The organism is Burkholderia sp. HI2714 (assembly GCF_002223085.1).
GTDB classification, from domain to species: Bacteria; Pseudomonadota; Gammaproteobacteria; order Burkholderiales; family Burkholderiaceae; genus Burkholderia; species Burkholderia lata_D.
Genome location: NZ_NKFM01000053.1, coordinates 404,905 through 420,835 on the forward strand (window position 1 = coordinate 404,905; position 15,931 = coordinate 420,835).

14 protein-coding genes are annotated in these 15,931 nt (G+C 67.8%); 3 read left to right on the forward strand and 11 right to left on the reverse strand.

Features of this window, described 5'->3' with window-relative positions; translation table 11 throughout:
* Nucleotides 1-45 precede the first annotated feature (45 nt).
* From CFB82_RS28570 to CFB82_RS28590, 5 genes are all read right to left on the reverse strand, one after another.
* Complete coding sequence (locus CFB82_RS28570; RefSeq protein WP_089486307.1) at nucleotides 46-1,464, reverse strand: MFS transporter; 1,419 nt, start codon at nucleotides 1,462-1,464, stop codon at nucleotides 46-48.
* A gap of 221 nt (nucleotides 1,465-1,685) precedes the next feature.
* Complete coding sequence (locus CFB82_RS28575; protein WP_069251120.1) at nucleotides 1,686-2,522, reverse strand: ABC transporter permease; 837 nt, start codon at nucleotides 2,520-2,522, stop codon at nucleotides 1,686-1,688.
* Nucleotides 2,523-2,559: 37 nt separating this feature from the next.
* Nucleotides 2,560-3,816, reverse strand: coding sequence for an ABC transporter permease (locus CFB82_RS28580; protein ID WP_069252883.1), 1,257 nt, complete (start codon nucleotides 3,814-3,816; stop codon nucleotides 2,560-2,562).
* Nucleotides 3,817-3,927: 111 nt separating this feature from the next.
* The gene (locus CFB82_RS28585; RefSeq protein WP_069251119.1) at nucleotides 3,928-4,974 is read right to left on the reverse strand and encodes an ABC transporter substrate-binding protein; all 1,047 of its coding nucleotides are present in this window, start codon (nucleotides 4,972-4,974) and stop codon (nucleotides 3,928-3,930) included.
* Nucleotides 4,975-5,051: 77 nt separating this feature from the next.
* A complete protein-coding gene (locus CFB82_RS28590) occupies nucleotides 5,052-6,158 on the reverse strand; it encodes an ABC transporter ATP-binding protein (protein WP_089486211.1) in 1,107 nt (368 codons plus the stop codon).
* Between the two features lie 108 nt (nucleotides 6,159-6,266).
* Here CFB82_RS28590 and pdxR point away from each other — a divergent pair, with 108 nt between their 5' ends.
* Nucleotides 6,267-7,790, forward strand: coding sequence for a MocR-like pyridoxine biosynthesis transcription factor PdxR (pdxR, locus tag CFB82_RS28595; protein WP_089486212.1), 1,524 nt, complete (start codon nucleotides 6,267-6,269; stop codon nucleotides 7,788-7,790).
* A 36-nt stretch (nucleotides 7,791-7,826) separates the two neighbouring features.
* Here the strand turns inward: pdxR and CFB82_RS28600 are convergent, their stop codons facing one another.
* The 5 genes from CFB82_RS28600 to CFB82_RS28620 all read right to left on the reverse strand — a co-directional run bounded on the left by CFB82_RS28600 (nucleotide 7,827) and on the right by CFB82_RS28620 (nucleotide 13,463).
* Complete coding sequence (locus CFB82_RS28600; protein WP_089486213.1) at nucleotides 7,827-8,861, reverse strand: lipase secretion chaperone; 1,035 nt, start codon at nucleotides 8,859-8,861, stop codon at nucleotides 7,827-7,829.
* Between the two features lie 3 nt (nucleotides 8,862-8,864).
* Entirely contained in the window at nucleotides 8,865-9,959 is a 1,095-nt protein-coding gene (locus CFB82_RS28605; RefSeq protein WP_089486214.1) for an esterase/lipase family protein, read from the reverse strand.
* Between the two features lie 228 nt (nucleotides 9,960-10,187).
* Nucleotides 10,188-12,320, reverse strand: a complete 2,133-nt coding sequence (locus CFB82_RS28610) for a TonB-dependent copper receptor (protein ID WP_089486215.1) — start codon at nucleotides 12,318-12,320, stop codon at nucleotides 10,188-10,190.
* A gap of 82 nt (nucleotides 12,321-12,402) precedes the next feature.
* Nucleotides 12,403-12,771, reverse strand: coding sequence for a DUF2946 domain-containing protein (locus tag CFB82_RS28615; RefSeq protein WP_089486216.1), 369 nt, complete (start codon nucleotides 12,769-12,771; stop codon nucleotides 12,403-12,405).
* 155 nt (nucleotides 12,772-12,926) lie between these two features.
* Entirely contained in the window at nucleotides 12,927-13,463 is a 537-nt protein-coding gene (locus CFB82_RS28620) for a cytochrome b (RefSeq protein ID WP_046549930.1), read from the reverse strand.
* Between the two features lie 225 nt (nucleotides 13,464-13,688).
* Between CFB82_RS28620 and CFB82_RS28625 the strand changes: the two genes are divergently transcribed.
* The gene (locus CFB82_RS28625; protein WP_069252882.1) at nucleotides 13,689-14,327 is read left to right on the forward strand and encodes a Pr6Pr family membrane protein; all 639 of its coding nucleotides are present in this window, start codon (nucleotides 13,689-13,691) and stop codon (nucleotides 14,325-14,327) included.
* A 48-nt stretch (nucleotides 14,328-14,375) separates the two neighbouring features.
* Here CFB82_RS28625 and CFB82_RS28630 read toward each other — a convergent pair whose 3' ends face one another.
* Nucleotides 14,376-15,110, reverse strand: a complete 735-nt coding sequence (locus CFB82_RS28630; protein ID WP_069251112.1) for a peptidoglycan DD-metalloendopeptidase family protein — start codon at nucleotides 15,108-15,110, stop codon at nucleotides 14,376-14,378.
* 424 nt (nucleotides 15,111-15,534) lie between these two features.
* Here CFB82_RS28630 and CFB82_RS28635 point away from each other — a divergent pair, with 424 nt between their 5' ends.
* Nucleotides 15,535-15,855: a hypothetical protein gene (locus tag CFB82_RS28635; RefSeq protein WP_069251111.1), complete on the forward strand. Its 321-nt coding sequence runs from the start codon at nucleotides 15,535-15,537 to the stop codon at nucleotides 15,853-15,855.
* Nucleotides 15,856-15,931 lie beyond the last annotated feature (76 nt).

Here is a 15,931-nt window from a genome sequence, read left to right on the forward strand (position 1 = left end):
CGATCGTCGTTCGGTAATCGGCCTGCGCCGCAACCGCGCGCGACCCTACTCCGTCGCCCGCTCGCCTACGCGCTCCGGCGCGGCCGGCACACCGGCCCGATGCGACGGCGCAAAGAGCCGCAATCCGCTCGCGACGCTCGCGGCCCCGGCAAAGCCCGCGCCGAGCATCAGCGCGAGCGTCGGCCCATGGCGTCCCGCGATCCCGAACGACAGCGCGACGAGCGCCGCGCCCGTCGCCTGCCCGATCAGCCGCGCGGTCGCGATGATCCCGCTCGCGCCACCGCTGCGCTCGGGCGGCGCACTCGACATCAGCGCTTTCAGGTTCGGCGACTGGAAGAAACCGAAGCCCGCGCCGCACAGCATCATCCGCCAGCCGATGTCGATGACGCTGGGCGCCGCCGGCAACGCGGCGAGCGACACCATGCCCGCGCTCAGCAAGGCCAGACCGACCGCGCCGAGCAGGCCCGGCGGATAGCGATCCGACAAGCGCCCCGCGATCGGCGCGGCGAGCGCGACGATCACCGACCACGGCGTCATCAGGAACCCCGTCTCGACCGCGTTGCGATGCAGGACGGTTTCGAAATAGAACGGCAGCGACACGAACGCGAGCCCCTGCGCAGCGAACGCGCACACCGCGGTCAGCGCGGACAGCGTGAACACCGGCCGGCGAAACAGGTCGACCGGCAGCATCGGCGCCGGGTGCCCGGCCTGGCGGCGGATCAGCAGCCAGCCGAAGGTGAGCGCGACCGCCGCCGCCGCGAACACGATGGAAAGCGGCCCGCGCTGCGCGAATTCGCCGAGCGCGAAGATCAGCGATGCGAACGTGATCACGTTGAACAATGCGGCGACCGGATCGAACGCATGCTTGCCGCGCGCCGTCTGCGGCAGCGACGGAATCGCCACGGCAAGCGCGAACACACCGAGCGGCACGTTCACCGCGAACAGCCACGGCCATGCGGCGACCGACAGGATCAGCGACGCGATGGTCGGCCCCACCGCGAACGACACGCCGACCACGAGCGCGTTGAAGCCGACGCCGCGCCCGAGCCGGTGCGCGGGAAACAGGCCGCGGATCAGCGCGACGTTCACGCTCATGATCGCGCTCGCGCCGAAGCCCTGCACGATCCGCGCGGCCGTCAGCATCGGCAGCGTCGACGCGAGCGAGCAGCCAAGCGACGCAACCGTGAACACCGCGAGCCCGGCAATATACACGCGCTTGTGGCCGACGATGTCGCCGAGCGACGCGAATGGCAGCAGCGTCGCGACCATCGCGAGCTGGTAGGCGTTGATGATCCATACGGACGCGGCCGGCGATGCATGCAGGTCGGCGGCGATCGCGGGCAGCGCGGTGTTCGCGATCGCGGTGTCGAGCGTCGCGAGCGCGACGGCCAGCAGCACGGCGGACATCGCACGCCAGTTGACGGCCGGCTCATGCGCGCAGGCGGGGGAAGCGAATTCGGACAAGATGAGGCTCGGCTGACGAGCGACGCGTTGCGCCGCGTCGCGGATTGGACTCGCGGCGGCGTTCCGGACGCACCGCACGGAACGCGCGCCGCCGCGCCCCGTATTGTTGCAGAGCCCCATCGAACGTGCAGGCGGCCGCCTCGTCAGTCAGCGAAATGAAAGCAAATACGTTGCCGTGCAGGATGCGCGGCAACGCAGGCGCGGCAGGCAGGCTCGCCGCGTCAGGTCACCGCGCGCCGCGCATTGCGACCGCGCAGCCATTCGAGCGCCAGCAGCAGGCTCGTCGAGAAGATGATCAGGATCGTTGCGAGCGCAGCGATCGTCGGGCTGATGTTCTCGCGGATGCCCGTGAACATCTGGCGCGGCAGCGTCGTCTGGTCCGCGCCCGCGAGGAACAGCGTGACGACGACTTCGTCGAACGACGTCGCGAACGCGAACAGCGCGCCGGACATCACACCCGGTGCGATCACCGGCAGCGTCACGCGGAAGAACGTCGACACCGGATTCGCGCCGAGCGACAGGCTCGCGCGCACGAGGTTCTGGTTGAAGCCCTGCAGGGTTGCCGCAACCGTCGTCACGACGAACGGCACGCCGAGCGCCGCGTGCGCGGCGATCAGCCCCGTGTAGGTGTTCGCGAGCCCGAGCGGCGCGAAGAACAGGTACATGCCGACACCGACCACGACGACCGGCACGATCATCGGCGACAGCAGCACGGCCATCAGCAGCGCCTTGCCGCGGAAGTCGGCCTTCGTGAGACCGATCGCGGCAAGCGTGCCGAGCACCGTCGCGACGACGGTCGCCGACGGCGCGACGATGAAGCTGTTCTTCGCGGCCATCCGCCACTCGTCCGATGCGATCAGGTTCTCGTACCAGCGCGTCGAGAAGCCCGGGATCGGATAGACGAGGAACGTGCTCGACGAAAACGACAGCGGCACGATCGCGAGCACCGGCAGGATCAGGTACAGCAGCGTCAGCACGACGAGCACGCGCAATGCGACGTACCACGCGCGCTCGACGAACGACATGTGCGGCGCGAACAGCGGCCTGGCGAGTTTCATGGTCCGAATCCCCTTCCCGTTTCGTAGTGCGCGGCGCTCAACCGAGGCTCACGTTGGTGCGCGTGAAGCGCCCGTACACTGCGTACAGCACGAGCGTTGCTGCAAGCAGCAGCCCGCCGAGCGCGCACGCCATGCCCCAGTTGATCGTCACGTTCGTGAAGTACGCGACGTAATAACTGACCATCTGGTCGTTCGGTCCGCCGAGCAGCGCGGGCGTGATGTAGTAGCCGATCGCGAGAATGAACACGAGCAATGCGCCCGCGCCGACGCCCGGGTAGGTCTGCGGCACGTACACGCGCCAGAACGCGGCGAACGGATGGCTGCCGAGCGAGACGGCCGCGCGCTGGTAGGTCGGCGGGATCGACTTCATCACGCTGTAGAGCGGCAGGATCATGAACGGCAGCAGGATGTGCGTCATCGAGATGTACACGCCGATGCGGTTGAACAACAGCGTCAGCGGATGCGAGATCAGCCCGCTGCCGATCAGCGCCGTATTGATGAGCCCTTCGCTCTGCAACAGCACGATCCACGCGGCGACACGCACGAGCACCGACGTCCAGAACGGAATCAGCACGAGGATCATCACGAGGTTGGCACGCCGCTCCGACAGCGTCGAGATCCAGTACGCGAGCGGATAACCGAGCAGCAGCGCGAACAGCGTGACGGCGACGCCGATCACGAACGTGCGGCCGAAGATCGCGAGATAGATCGACTGGTCGGGATCGGCCTGCACGATGTGGCCGAAGCCGTCCTGCTTGTGGTCGAGTGCGGCGAGCAGGTAGAACGGCGAATACGCGCTGCCGTTCTTCGCGATCGCCTGCCAGTATGCGGCATCGCCCCAGCGCGAATCGAGCTCGACCAGCTTGTCGCGCGTCTGCGCGGGTGTCAGTGCGGCATCGTTGTCGCCCTTCAGCGGCATCGCGCGCGCCGTCTTCGCGACGAGCGAGCGATAGCCGGGAATCTCGGTGTTCAGCCGTCGCGCGAGCGCACCCATCGCCTCGCTGTCGGCCACCTTCGTCATGTCGGCCGCGAGTGCAACATACGCGGCGTCGGCCGGCGGCGCCTTGCGGTCCCAGCCCGACAGCGCCCTGACCGTGTTCGGCAACGCTGCGGCGATCTCGGGGTTCTGCACCGCGCGCGTGAGCAGCGTGCCGATCGGCACGACGAAAATCAGCAGCAGGAAAATCGCGAGCGGCGCGACCAGCAGCAGTGCCATCGTGCGCTTGCGGGCCTCGGCGGCCTTCAGCTCGCGCTTGAGCGCGGCGTTCGACGGCGAGGAAGGCGCGATCGTCATCGTATTCAACGGTTCTCTCCGGCCGGGCACGATCCGGCGGAAGGCCGCGCGACACGATCGACGCGTCGCGCGGCCGGTTGCATCACGACACCCGTGAGGATGCCTGACCGGTTACTTCGTTGCCCACGCGGCGAAGCGCTGTTCGAGCTCGTCGCTGTGGTCGGTCCAGAAGCCGATGTCCTCCAGTACCGCGTTCTTGCCGTTGGCCGGCGAGTTCGGCAGGTTCGCGAGCGTCTTCGCGTCGAGCGACTTGATCGCCGCGACGTTCGCCGGGCCGTACGCGATGTGCTGCGCATATGCCTGCTGCGGCTTCGGCGTCAGCGTGTACGCGATGTACTGCTCGGCCAGCGCCTTGTTCGGCGAGCCCTTCGGAATTGCCCAGTAGTCGAGGTCGTAGATGCTGCCGTTCCACACGACCTTCAGGTTCTTGCCTTCCTTCTGCGCGGCGTCGATGCGGCCGTTGTACGCGGTCGACATCACGACGTCGCCGGCGACGAGGAACTGCGGCGGCTGCGCGCCCGCTTCCCACCACTGGATGTACGGCTTCAGTTCGTCGAGCTTCTTGAACGCGCGATCCTGGCCGGCCTTCGTGCCGAGCACCTTATACACGTCCTTCGTCGCGACGCCGTCGGCCATCAGCGCGAATTCGAGGTTGTAGCGCGCGCCCTTGCGCATGCCGCGCTTGCCGGGGAATTTCTTCACGTTCCAGAAATCGGCCCAGCCGGTCGGTGCCGATTTCAGCTTGTCCGCGTTGTACGACAGCGCCGTCGACCACACGAAGAAGCCGACGCCGCACACCTGCGGCGATTCCGGAATCAGGTCGGATTTCTTCGCGATCTTCGACCAGTCGAGCTTCTCGTACAGCCCTTCGTCGCAGCCGCGGTTCAGGTCGCCCGATTCGACTTCGACCACGTCCCAGTTGACGTGCTTCGCCTCGACCATTGCCTTCACTTTCGCCTGCTCGCCGTTGTATTCGACGGCCGTGACCTTGTTGCCGGTCGCCTTCTCGAACGGCTGGTTGAACGCGGCCTTCTGTGCGTCGCCGTTCGCGCCGCCGAAGTTGACGACCGTGAGTTCGGCAGCCGATGCCGATGCGCCGACGACGGCGAGCGCCAATGCCAGCGCGGTGCGCCGTGCGGTAATGCGTGCTCGGTTCATGGTGGTTCCTCTCCTCTCGTGGTGGAAGTGGGCAGTTGTTGTTGACGACGTGCTACGGAAAATCGGGGAAACCGTGCTCAAGCGAACACGCGCAGGTGTTCGGGCGAGAACGCGAGCGCGACCGGTGCGCCGGGCGAGAACGCATCGAGCGCGCCGGTGCCGAGCGGCACCTTCACGAAGCATTCGTCCTGGCCGGGCAGCGCGCAGCGCATGCGCACGTGGTCGCCGAAATAGATGAGGCTGCGCGCCTCGCCGCTCAGCTGGTTGGCGGCCGAGCCGTTCGCATGCCCGTTCGCGCCGTGCGCGGCGAGGCTCATGCGTTCGGGGCGGATGCACGCGACGGCCGGCGCCCCCTCGGCTGCATCGCCGATGCGGCGGCCGACGAGCTTCGTGCCGTCGTCGAGCCGGAATTCGCAGAATTCGCCGTCGACGCGCGCGATGGTACCGCGCAGCCGGTTGCTGTCGCCGATGAAGTTCGCGACGAATTCGTTGCATGGCGATTCGTACAGGCGGTCCACGGTGTCGAGCTGCTGCACGATGCCCTTGTCGAACACGGCGACGCGATCGGACATCGTCAGCGCCTCGCCCTGGTCGTGCGTCACGTACACGAAGGTCACGCCGAGTTTTTCGTGCAGCGCCTTCAGTTCGTACTGCATGTGTTCGCGCAGCTGCTTGTCGAGCGCGCCGAGCGGCTCGTCCATCAGCACCAGCTTCGGCTCGAACACGAGCGCCCGCGCCAGCGCGATGCGCTGCTGCTGGCCGCCCGACAACTGCGCGGGATAGCGTTTCGCGAAGCGCTCCATCTGCACCATCTTCAGCGCGTGCGCAACGCGTTCCACGCGCTCGGCCGCCGCCAGCTTGCGCACGGTCAGCGGGTACGCGACGTTCTGCTCGACCGTCAGGTGCGGAAACAGCGCGTAGTTCTGGAACACCATGCCGATGTTGCGCTTGTGCGGCGGCACGTTGTTCAGCAGCTCGCCGTCGAGGCGGATCTCGCCGCCGGTCGGGAATTCGAAGCCGGCCAGCATCATCAGGCAGGTGGTCTTGCCCGAGCCCGACGGCCCGAGCAGCGTCAGGAATTCCCCGCGGTGGATATCGAGGTCGAGCGATTTGACGACCAGCGTTTCGCCGTCATAGGTCTTCCGCACGCCGCGAAAGCTGACGATCACATCATCGGACTTCATCGTGGCTGTCCCCTTGCTTCGCGACAATTGATTTTGAGATGCGAGCCACTATACGGCGCCCACGGTTCTACAATAGGGAACCATTTCAATATTACTAGTAGGACCACTTTGGATACCGTGATCCTCGCCGACTGGCTCTCTGCCCGCCTCGACCGCGGTTCGCCCGAGCCGATGTACCGGCAGCTGCTGCAGCAGATGCAGCAGGCCATCCTGACCGGGGAATTGGGGCCAGGAACAAAGCTGCCGAGTTCGCGCACGCTCGCGGCCGACCTGTCGATCGCGCGCAATACCGTGCTGCACGTGTACGACCAGCTGACGGCCGAGGGCTACGTGCTGACGACCACCGGCAGCGGCACCTATGTGGCCGACACGCGGCCGGACGCCGCCGTGATCCACGTGCCGGGCGCCGCGCCGCCGCCGTCGAGCGCCGGTGAACCGCCGCTGCCGGACGCGCAGGGCGGCCTGTCGATGCGCGGCCGGCAACTGATCGAGCACGCGGGCGTGTCGCGGCGCCAGTGGGGCGCGTTCATGCCGGGCGTGCCGGACGTGTCGGAATTCCCGAGCCGGACGTGGAGCCGCCTGCAGGCGCGGCTGTGGAAGGAAGCGAATCCCGAGCTGCTGACCTATGCGCCGGGCGGCGGCTACCGGCCATTGCGGCGGGCGCTCGCCGATTACCTGCGCGTCGCGCGCTCGGTCAAATGCTCGCCGGACCAGCTGATCATCACGACGGGCATCCACCAGTCGATCGATCTCGCGGTGCGGCTGCTGTCCGACATCGGCGATCGCGCATGGGTCGAGGAGCCGTGCTACTGGGGCGTGCGCAGCGTATTGCAGGCGGCCGGTCTCGCGCTGACACCGGTGCCGGTCGACCACGAAGGGCTCGACCCGCGTGCCAGCGACATGCAGCATCCGCCGCGGCTCGTGCTCGTCACGCCGTCGCATCAGTACCCGCTCGGGATGGTGATGAGCCTCGCGCGACGCCGGATGCTGCTCGAATACGCGCGCCAGCACCGCTGCTGGATCATCGAGGACGACTACGACAGCGAGTTCCGCTACGGCAGCCGCCCGCTCGCATCGCTGCAGGGGCTCGACGACGGCGGCCGCGTGATCTACGTCGGCAGCCTCGGCAAGATGCTGTTCCCGGGGCTGCGGATGGGCTACATGGTCGTGCCCGAGCATCTGGTCGACACGTTCCGCACCGGGCTGTCGGAGCTGTACCGCGAGGGCCAACTGATGCAGCAGGCCGTGCTCGCCGAATTCATCATGGACGGCCACCTGACTTCGCACGTCAGACGAATGCGCACGCTGTACGGCGAGCGCCGGCAACTGATGATCGATGCGATCCGCGCGCGCTTCGGCGACGCGCTGCCCGTGATGGGCGACGAGGCAGGCCTGCATCTCGTGCTCGGCCTGCCCGACGCGTGCGACGATCGCGCGGTCACGCAGAGCGCGTTCGATGCAGGCGTGATCGTGCGCCCGCTCACCAGCTACTACAGCAGCCTCGACACCGCGCGGCGCGGCCTGCTGCTCGGCTATGCGTGCGTCCCGCACGAAAGCATCGGCCCCGCGTTCGACACGCTCGCGAATACCATCGAGCGCCACCTGCCGCGGGACCTCACCCGCGCGGCATAGCGGCGGTCATGCGCCGCGCCGCCCGCGCCTCCCCCATTACCGGGCGCTGCCCGCCCCGCGATCGAGCGAAGCCGCGCGCACGGCTTCGCCGGGCTTCGTGAACACGCGCTGCCGCAGCGCGGCGATCTGCGCGTCGCGATCCTGCGGCGTCAGGCCTGCCGACTCGATCTGCGCACGCTGCGCCGCATAGTCCGCGTAGCGGCTCTGCCACGACGCGTCATCCTGCTGCAGCTGCGCGACGCGCGCGGCGGCTTCGGGGCCGAGCGTCTGCGTCAGTTGCGCGCGCATCGCATCGGGGGTCGCCCCGCTCTTCTGCAATTGCGCGATCTGGTCGATCGCCGCCCGCTGCCGGTCGATGCGTTGCTGCGCAGCGCGTTCGTCGGCCGGCATCTGCTGTTCGAGCGCAGCGAGCCGATCTGCCTTCTGCGCATCCGTCAGCGTCGGATCCTGCGTGATCTTCAACCGCGCGAGGTCGTAGCGCTGCCGCCACTGCTCCGCACCGAAAAACGGCTGGCTCCAGTCGCCGAGCGTGCGATATGCAATCGACGCACGCTGGTCGAGCGCGAGCTGCAGCGCGCCGAGGTCGGACTTGTCGACCGCGCCGGCATCGCGCAGTTTCGCGAGCGCGTCGAGATAGGCGCGATAGCGGTGCCATACGTCGAGCGCCTCGACCTGTGCAACGGTGCCGTCGAGTTGCGCGGCGATCTCGCGCACGACCAACGCATCGAGCGCGGGCGCGCTCAGGTCGCTCTGCGCGGCCAGGCAGTAGTCGAAGAAATCCCGCACTGCGCGCGACTTCGCGAGATGGCCGCCGGCATCGAGCGGCAACCGGGGCGCGCTGGAGCCGGCGAGCGACGGCGGCAGGCCCGCGCTTGCCGGCACGGCGGCCTGCGGCGATGCGGCAGCCAATCCGCCTGCCACCGGCGCATCCGGCGCATCGCCGCCAGCACCCGTGCCGCGATGCCAGCCCGCACCGCTCCACATCGCCACGCCGGCAATCGCCGCCAGCCCCACGACGCCATAAACCATGGCGCGCCGCGCCAGCGGCGCGCGTCCTTCACGTACCGTCATCGATTACACACCCGCCAGCTTCAGCCGGTTCGCATGCGTGCGGATCACCGCGACCGGATCTTCCGCATACGCGCCGCGCACGCCGAGCAGCTGGTTGATCTCGTCGAGATGGTTCCACTTGTAGCTCGTGCTCAGCACCTTGCCGTACAGCGCACTGCACCTCGACACGACCCCGTCGTTCTGCCCGGCGCCGCGGTTGATCATCACCGTGCCCGTGCCGAGCAGCGCGAGCGTCGACGCGTCGAGTGCGTTCGCCGGATCGACGACCGGAATGGTGCTCGTATCCGTGGCGCCCGTCACGCCCAACACGGAGAGCGTCGGCTGGATCGCCGTGCCGCCCCATGAATACAGCAGGTGCGTGTTGCCGCCGACGGTTTCGGTCGGCGCACCGGTCTGGCAACTGCCCGGCGCACCCAGGCCCGCACTCGGGTAGTTCTGGTTGTACGTGGCGGCCCGTGCGGTGGTCAGCGTCTGCAGTGCGGCGAGCGCGTCCTGGTTCGTGTTGTGGGTGCTGCTCGTCAGGATCCCGAACACATTGACGAACGCGGCGATCACCGATGACGAAAGCCCGGTCGGATCGTATGCAAGCACGCTCTGCACGAAGTCGGCGAACTCGGAGCCGCGATGCGGCGTGCCGATCGTCGTCACCGACGCGACGAGATCGGGCGCGACGGCCGCGACATAGCGCGACGAGAGGCCGCCCTGGCTGTGGCCGACGAGATTGACCTTGGTCGCGCCCGTCGCCGCGAGCACCGTCTTCACGTAAGCGAGCAACTGTTCGCCGCGCCCGTTCGGGCCGTCGTCGCTCTGGTACCCCGACAGGTTCGCGACGTAGACGGTCGCACCGTTCTCTTGCAGGTCTTCCTGGATCCCGTACCAATAATCAAGCACGCCGGCGTACTTGTCGGTACCCGTCAGCCCGTGCACGAGAATGATCGGATAACGCGTCGCCGCGTAGCCATCGGCGGGCGCGGTCGCCGCCATCGCCGCGTGCGTCGTCGCGAGCGTCATTGCCACAGTCGTCCCCGCGAACGGCGCGATGCTCATCGCGCATGCCACTGCCCCTGCCACCACCCTGGAACGCATCGTATTGGCCATGCATGTTCTCCTGATTATTGTGCTGCCGGTGCGAATGAAGCCGGATCGACACGCACTATGCGTCGCCCACATCGCGACCACCATGTGTGTCGAATGCGGGAGTGAATCACGAGTCGCGAACGTTTGCGCCCTGACTAGACACGGCTCTCTAATCGGTTGACGCGCCCCGCCCGTTCGGGCGGGGCCGCGTCCATCCGTGCGCATGCTGCAATGCACACGTGCGATGCGTTACAGCTTCGCACTCACGCGCACCCACGCGGTCCGGCCCGGCTCCATCACCGGCGAGTTCGCCGGGTAGCCGAAGCCCGCATTGCCGGCGAGGTTCAGGTGCTCGGTGTAGGCCTTGTTCAGCACGTTGTCGACGCCGACCGAGATCTGCACGGTCTTGCTGACGTTGTATTGCGTATGCAGCGAGAGCACACCGAATCCGGCACTCGGGCCGAAGTCCTTGCCGACCACATTGCCCTCGTTCAGTGCATAGCGATGCTGCGGCGCAACGATGCGCCACAGCCCCCCTGCCGACCACGCGCCACGCGTGTATTCGAGCCCGAAGCGCGCCTCGAGCGGCGGCATCTGCGGCAACGGATCGCCGGTTGCCACGTTGCGCCCCCACGCATACGCGAGCGACGTCTCGACGCGCAGCGGCGAAACCGGTTTCCACGACACGCCCGCTTCGCCACCCATGATCTGCGCGTTGACGTTGGTTGCCTGCGTGGTCGGGCCCATCATGCCGGCCGCGTAGTTGAACAGGATGAAGTCCTGAACATAACCCGCATACGCCGACACCCATGCATCGAGCCGGTCGCTCTTGTATTGCGCGCCGATGTCGAGCTGCGTGGTCTTCTCCGGCTGCACCGCCGAGAACGCGTTGATCGAGCCGGCCGGCCCGCGCTTCGCGGAAAACAGCTCCCAGTAGTCGGGATAGCGCTCCGTATGGCCGACGCCCGCGTACCACGTGACGGGCAACGACGCGAGATCGCGCTCGTAGCGGACGAAACCGCTCGGCAGCACGCGCGTGCGATCGTCGTCGAAAGTCGGGTTCGGCTTGCTCTTCATCATGCCGCTCGTCGTCGCGCGCTTGTCGCGTGCGCTCGCATAGTCGACGCGCGCGCCGCCGATCACGCGCGACACGTCGCTCGCGTACCACGTCAGCTCGCCGAACACGCCTGCGTTCCACATCGTCGCCTGCGCATCCCACGGCTTGTCGCCGTAGTTCTGCCGCCCCATCGCCGAGCGCGAGTCGAGCCGGTTCGATTGCGCATCGACGCCCGTCACGAGCCTGAAGTCGTCGGCAAGACGGAACGTCGCGGCCGCGCGCGCGCCGAACGTGCGACGCCGCACTTCCGACGCCATCCGCATCGGCATGCTGCTGGCCGGGTCCGGTTGCCGCAACGTGGTGTTGTCCATCACGTGATCGGCTTCGTTGTAGTACACACGTGCCTCGATCCGGTCGAGCACGTCGCCGAGATGCTTCTTGTCGAACGACAGGCCGAACGTCTCGCGGCGGAAATGCGCGCCGTCCATCCCGCGCCCCGCGTAGCGCGCATAGCCGTCGCCGGTGCCGGCGGTCAGCTCGACGCGCGTGTGGTCGTCCGGCGTCCAGCCGAGCGCCGCATCGGCATTCCACTTGTCCCACTGCGACGGCACGGTGTTGCCGTTGCCGTCCTTGTAGTCCTGCGAATGCGCGTGGTTCGCGGTCACGCGGCCATAGACGTCCGGCGTGCCGGCCGTCACGTCGATGTTCTGGTCGTTGCGGCCGAACGACCCGCCGACCAGGCTGCCTTCGAAGCGCATGCCGGGCTTGTCGAAGCGCGGCGTCACGCGCTCGAACATCACGGTGCCGGCCGACGCGCCGGGACCGTACAGCACGGTCTGCGGCCCCTTCACGACGGTGACCTTGTCATAGCTTTCCGGTGCGATATACGACGTCGGCGCATCCATCCGGCCCGGACATGCGCCGAGCGTCGACATCCCGTTCGCCAGGATGTTCAGCCGCGAGCCGAACATCCCGCGCAGCACGAGGTCGCCGTTGGTGCCGCCGCTGCGGATCGACGTGAAGCCGGGGATCGTTTTCAGGTAATCCGCGCCGTCGCTGGCGGGCAGCGGCTGGCGCGGGGTCTTCGGATCCGTGACGACGACGAGCGGCGTCGACAGCGGCGATGCGACGACTTCGATGGCCGGCAGCGGTGCGGCCGTATCGTCGGTCGGCGCGCCGGATGCGCGCGCCGTTTCGGCGGCCGCGGCGCTCGCGGCCAATGCGCCGACAGCGAGCGCGGGAACAGTGAGTTTCAGCACGCGCGGCATACGCCGCGCACAGGCATTGCGTGACGCCCGCGGCGCACGCAACTGGAAAATGGTCATGATCGAAAGCCCGAGTGACGCCCTCCACGCGGCCTCGACGGACCGCACGGATATCGGCGATGAATGGAACGGAAACAGCGCGTCAGGCGCGCTCGGGCGGGGCGCGCGGGTACGCGCGCGGATAGCGGTCGGCGCGCGCCGCGACGGCAGGCGGCGCGACGGCGGAAACGGCAACGACGGGAACGGAAGCGAGTGCCGCGGCGGCAGGCCCGCCGATCGCGGGGCTGTGCGCGAAGAAACCGCAGTAGCCGCACGCATCGAGATGCAGCGCATGATCGTGCATGCGGCCCGCATCGGGCAACGGGTGCGCGCCATGCTCCGTACTGCAGACGATTGCGTCGGGCGTGGCCGCCTGCGCGACGCGCCACTGCGACACCAGCGGCGCCGCGATCGCGAACCAGATCGCGAGCACGCCAAGCCAGGCGGTCAGGTGACGATGTCGGTGCAGCATGCTCGGCAACGAGTAAGCGGAATGTAAAAACAGCCGAGATGTTACAGAATGTTCAACGCGATGGCCAGCGCGGATGGCGGTAAACGAAGCGGGGGCGCATGGTTGTCAACACAACCATGCGCCCCCGCCTGCTGCATGCTTCCGGAACGTGCCGCTCAGGGCGCCATGCGCCGCAGCACGTCGTCGCGCCGGATGAAATGATGGTAAAGCGCGGCCAGCGCGTGCAGGCCGATCACGAAGTAGAACGCGTTGCCGATCAGCTCGTGCGCTTCCTTGATCGTCGGCCGCAGCGCCTTGTCGGGGCCGAACAGCGTGAACGATATGCCGAGCCAGTCGAGCGACACCGGCTTGCCGCCCAGGTTGATCATCATGATGCCGAGCAGCGGCTGCGCAATGATGAACACGTAGAGCGCGACATGCGCAAGCTTCGAGAGCCAGCGCAACAGCGCCGCTTGCGGAATGGCCTGCGGCACACGGCTGACGGCTCGCCACAGCACGCGCAGCACCGACAGCACGAGCACGAGCGTGCCCGCGGTGAGATGCACGTTCATCCAGAACACCCGGCTGTCGCTGCCTTTCGGCCCGCGGATCTCGATGGCCAGATAGGCCAGCGCGACCAGCAGGAAGACGGCCCAGTGGAAGAAGATCGCGGGCGAGCTGTAGCGCGTCTGTTTCGCGAGGATGTTTCTCATGCTTCGTCTCGTGTTGTATGCGGGGATGGGCGCATGCAGCCACCGGCCGGCGCCCGGCAAAACTGCCCCGATTGTAGCCGCACGGGCATCCGGTTTTGCACGACGCGCGCAAATATCCGACGAATCGTCCACGCACGCCGCGCAGCGCACCATATGGAAAGTCCGCATCGCGCGCCCGGACGGCTGTGGCACGATGAAGCTTTGGTGCGACGGCGCGCGGGCATCATGAGCAAGGCGTTCTTCGTTGCGGCCTATCGGCTGACCGCCGCGTTGCTCGCGGTATCCACCACGCTGCACAGCATCGCCGACTACTGGCACCTGCCGGGCTTTCATCTCGGCAACTACCTCAGCTACTTCACGCAACTGAGCAGCCTCTACGCAGCCGCGATGCTCGCCGTCGGGCTCCGGCGCATCACACGCCCCGGCTCGGCCCGCTACGAATCGATGCGCGGCGCCGCGGTGCTGTACATGCTGATCACCGCGATCGTCTACGAACTCCTGCTCGCGCGGCTCGATGCGCTGCACCACGTCACGCCGGCGTTCAACAACTGGGTGCTGCACCGGATCGTGCCGATCGTCGTGCTGTGCGACTGGCTGTACGTGGAGCCGCGCCTGCCGATCCCGTGGCGCAGCGCGTTCGCGTGGCTCTGCTTCCCGATCGTCTATCTCGGCTATACGTTCGTGCGCGGCTCATTCGAGAACTGGTATCCCTACCCGTTTGTCGATCCGCGGCCGCACGGCTACCTGCCGGTCGCGATCCAGTGTTCGCTGATCGCGCTCGGCGCGGCGGCGCTCGCAATGGGTATTCGCTGGCTCGGCAATCACGCGAGACAGGCCGGCGCGGTGACGCTCAGGAAAGGATGAAGGCGGGAGCGTGTGCGCCGCCCGGCGCACACGGGATGAAGCGGACGATCAGCCGCCGTTGCGCGGCAGGAAGTTCATCGGATCGACGACCTTGCCGTTCTGGCGGACTTCGAACTCGAACGTCGAACGGCCGCTCGCGTCCGTGCCCATTTCAGCGACCGGCTGGCCCTGGCGCACCGCGTCGCCTTCGTTGACGAGCAGCTTGCCGTTGTGTCCGTAGGCCGTGATGAGCCCGTTCTCATGCTTCAGGATTACGAGCGGCCCGTAGGCCTTGACGCCGGACCCGGCGTACACCACGCGCCCTGCCGCCGCGGCCCGCACCGAATGGTCGGGCCCGGACGCAGCGATCACGAGGCCGCGCGTCTTGCCGGCCGAGAACGGCGTCGCCACGACACCGGTGGCCGGCCAGGCGAGCGAGCCCGGCTGCGCGGCCGCCGCGGGTGGCTGCCCGAGCGACGTCGCGGCAGGCGGCGGCGCGACGCGCAGCACCTGACCGGGATACACGGCATCGGTCGGCGCCATGTGGTTCCAGCTGGCCACGTCCTGGACACGCTGCCCGTAGGCGTTCGCGACGCCCGCGAGCGTATCGCCCGGATTCACGCGGTAATAGCCGGCGATCACGCCCGGCGTCGCGGCCGACGTGGGTGCCGACTGGCGCGCCGGCTGCCAGCTGTCGGTCCACGGCGTCATCGTGCAGCCCGTCAGCGCGATGGCTGCGGCAACGAGCGCCGCCTGCGGCAGCCAGCGCGTCAGCGCATCGTGGATGGGAATAGTTTCTCTCAAGGGTCCTCCCGGATTTGCGTCGTTGCGCCGCCCACCGCCCCCCGGCGCGCGACGCACGATGTCCGGCCGAACGGCCGGGCCAACCAGTATCCGACCGCGCTCGCGGCCGGCAGTTTCTACAGCGGGACGTGGGTGCGAATGGGCTCATCGGCCCCTTTGTCGCGTCGTCCCGATCGGCAAAGATACCATTTGTGGCGGTCAAGGCCGCGTCAGGTGCCTGATCCGGCAACAATCTTGCGCGTCGCATCCGCACGCCGGTGGCCTGCAAACCGCGCCGCGCGGGCCGTCGGGCGGGCCTGCAGCGGCTCTTCCGCATGCCGTGCCGCCCTCGCGGGCAGTCTCGATCCCGTCACATTCTCCCCGTCGATCGCCACCTATACTCGGTGATGCACTGCGCGATCCAACGACAACGAGGAGCATGACAATGAACAACGCGACGTTTCTTTCCGTGCAGCTCGACGCCGACGACTTCTCCGGTTCCAGCGGCCTGGTCGAATTGCTCAACCGGCACCTGCTGTTCGCGACCGACGTCGCCGAGGCGGCCGATGCGCTCGTCCAGCTGGCGAGCGTCGCGCATATGACCGGCGCCACGCGCCACAGCGTCGAGCTCCCGATCCTCGCGATCGAGCGGCTGCGCGATGCGCTCGACACGTTGAGCGGCTACGACGAAACGTGGCTGCAGGTGCTGGAACCGGCCGAAGCGCTGTTCCGGGATATCGGGCGCCGCCGGCACGCGCTGCACTGAACTGAACTGAACTGAATGACGGCTGGCGCGATACGCGCGCCGCCAATGAAAACAGCCCGCCGTTCCGCATGACGGA

Excerpts from the sequence above, each read along its gene's own strand:
- CFB82_RS28575 (WP_069251120.1), bottom strand. The coding sequence starts at position 2,522 with ATGAAACTCGCCAGGCCGCTGTTCGCGCCGCACATGTCGTTCGTCGAG.
- CFB82_RS28580 (WP_069252883.1), bottom strand. The coding sequence starts at position 3,816 with ATGACGATCGCGCCTTCCTCGCCGTCGAACGCCGCGCTCAAGCGCGAG.
- CFB82_RS28585 (WP_069251119.1), bottom strand. The coding sequence starts at position 4,974 with ATGAACCGAGCACGCATTACCGCACGGCGCACCGCGCTGGCATTGGCG.
- CFB82_RS28590 (WP_089486211.1), bottom strand. The coding sequence starts at position 6,158 with ATGAAGTCCGATGATGTGATCGTCAGCTTTCGCGGCGTGCGGAAGACC.
- CFB82_RS28600 (WP_089486213.1), bottom strand. The coding sequence starts at position 8,861 with ATGACGGTACGTGAAGGACGCGCGCCGCTGGCGCGGCGCGCCATGGTT.
- CFB82_RS28605 (WP_089486214.1), bottom strand. The coding sequence starts at position 9,959 with ATGGCCAATACGATGCGTTCCAGGGTGGTGGCAGGGGCAGTGGCATGC.
- CFB82_RS28610 (WP_089486215.1), bottom strand. The coding sequence starts at position 12,320 with ATGACCATTTTCCAGTTGCGTGCGCCGCGGGCGTCACGCAATGCCTGT.
- CFB82_RS28615 (WP_089486216.1), bottom strand. The coding sequence starts at position 12,771 with ATGCTGCACCGACATCGTCACCTGACCGCCTGGCTTGGCGTGCTCGCG.
- CFB82_RS28620 (WP_046549930.1), bottom strand. The coding sequence starts at position 13,463 with ATGAGAAACATCCTCGCGAAACAGACGCGCTACAGCTCGCCCGCGATC.
- CFB82_RS28625 (WP_069252882.1), top strand. The coding sequence starts at position 13,689 with ATGAGCAAGGCGTTCTTCGTTGCGGCCTATCGGCTGACCGCCGCGTTG.
- CFB82_RS28635 (WP_069251111.1), top strand. The coding sequence starts at position 15,535 with ATGAACAACGCGACGTTTCTTTCCGTGCAGCTCGACGCCGACGACTTC.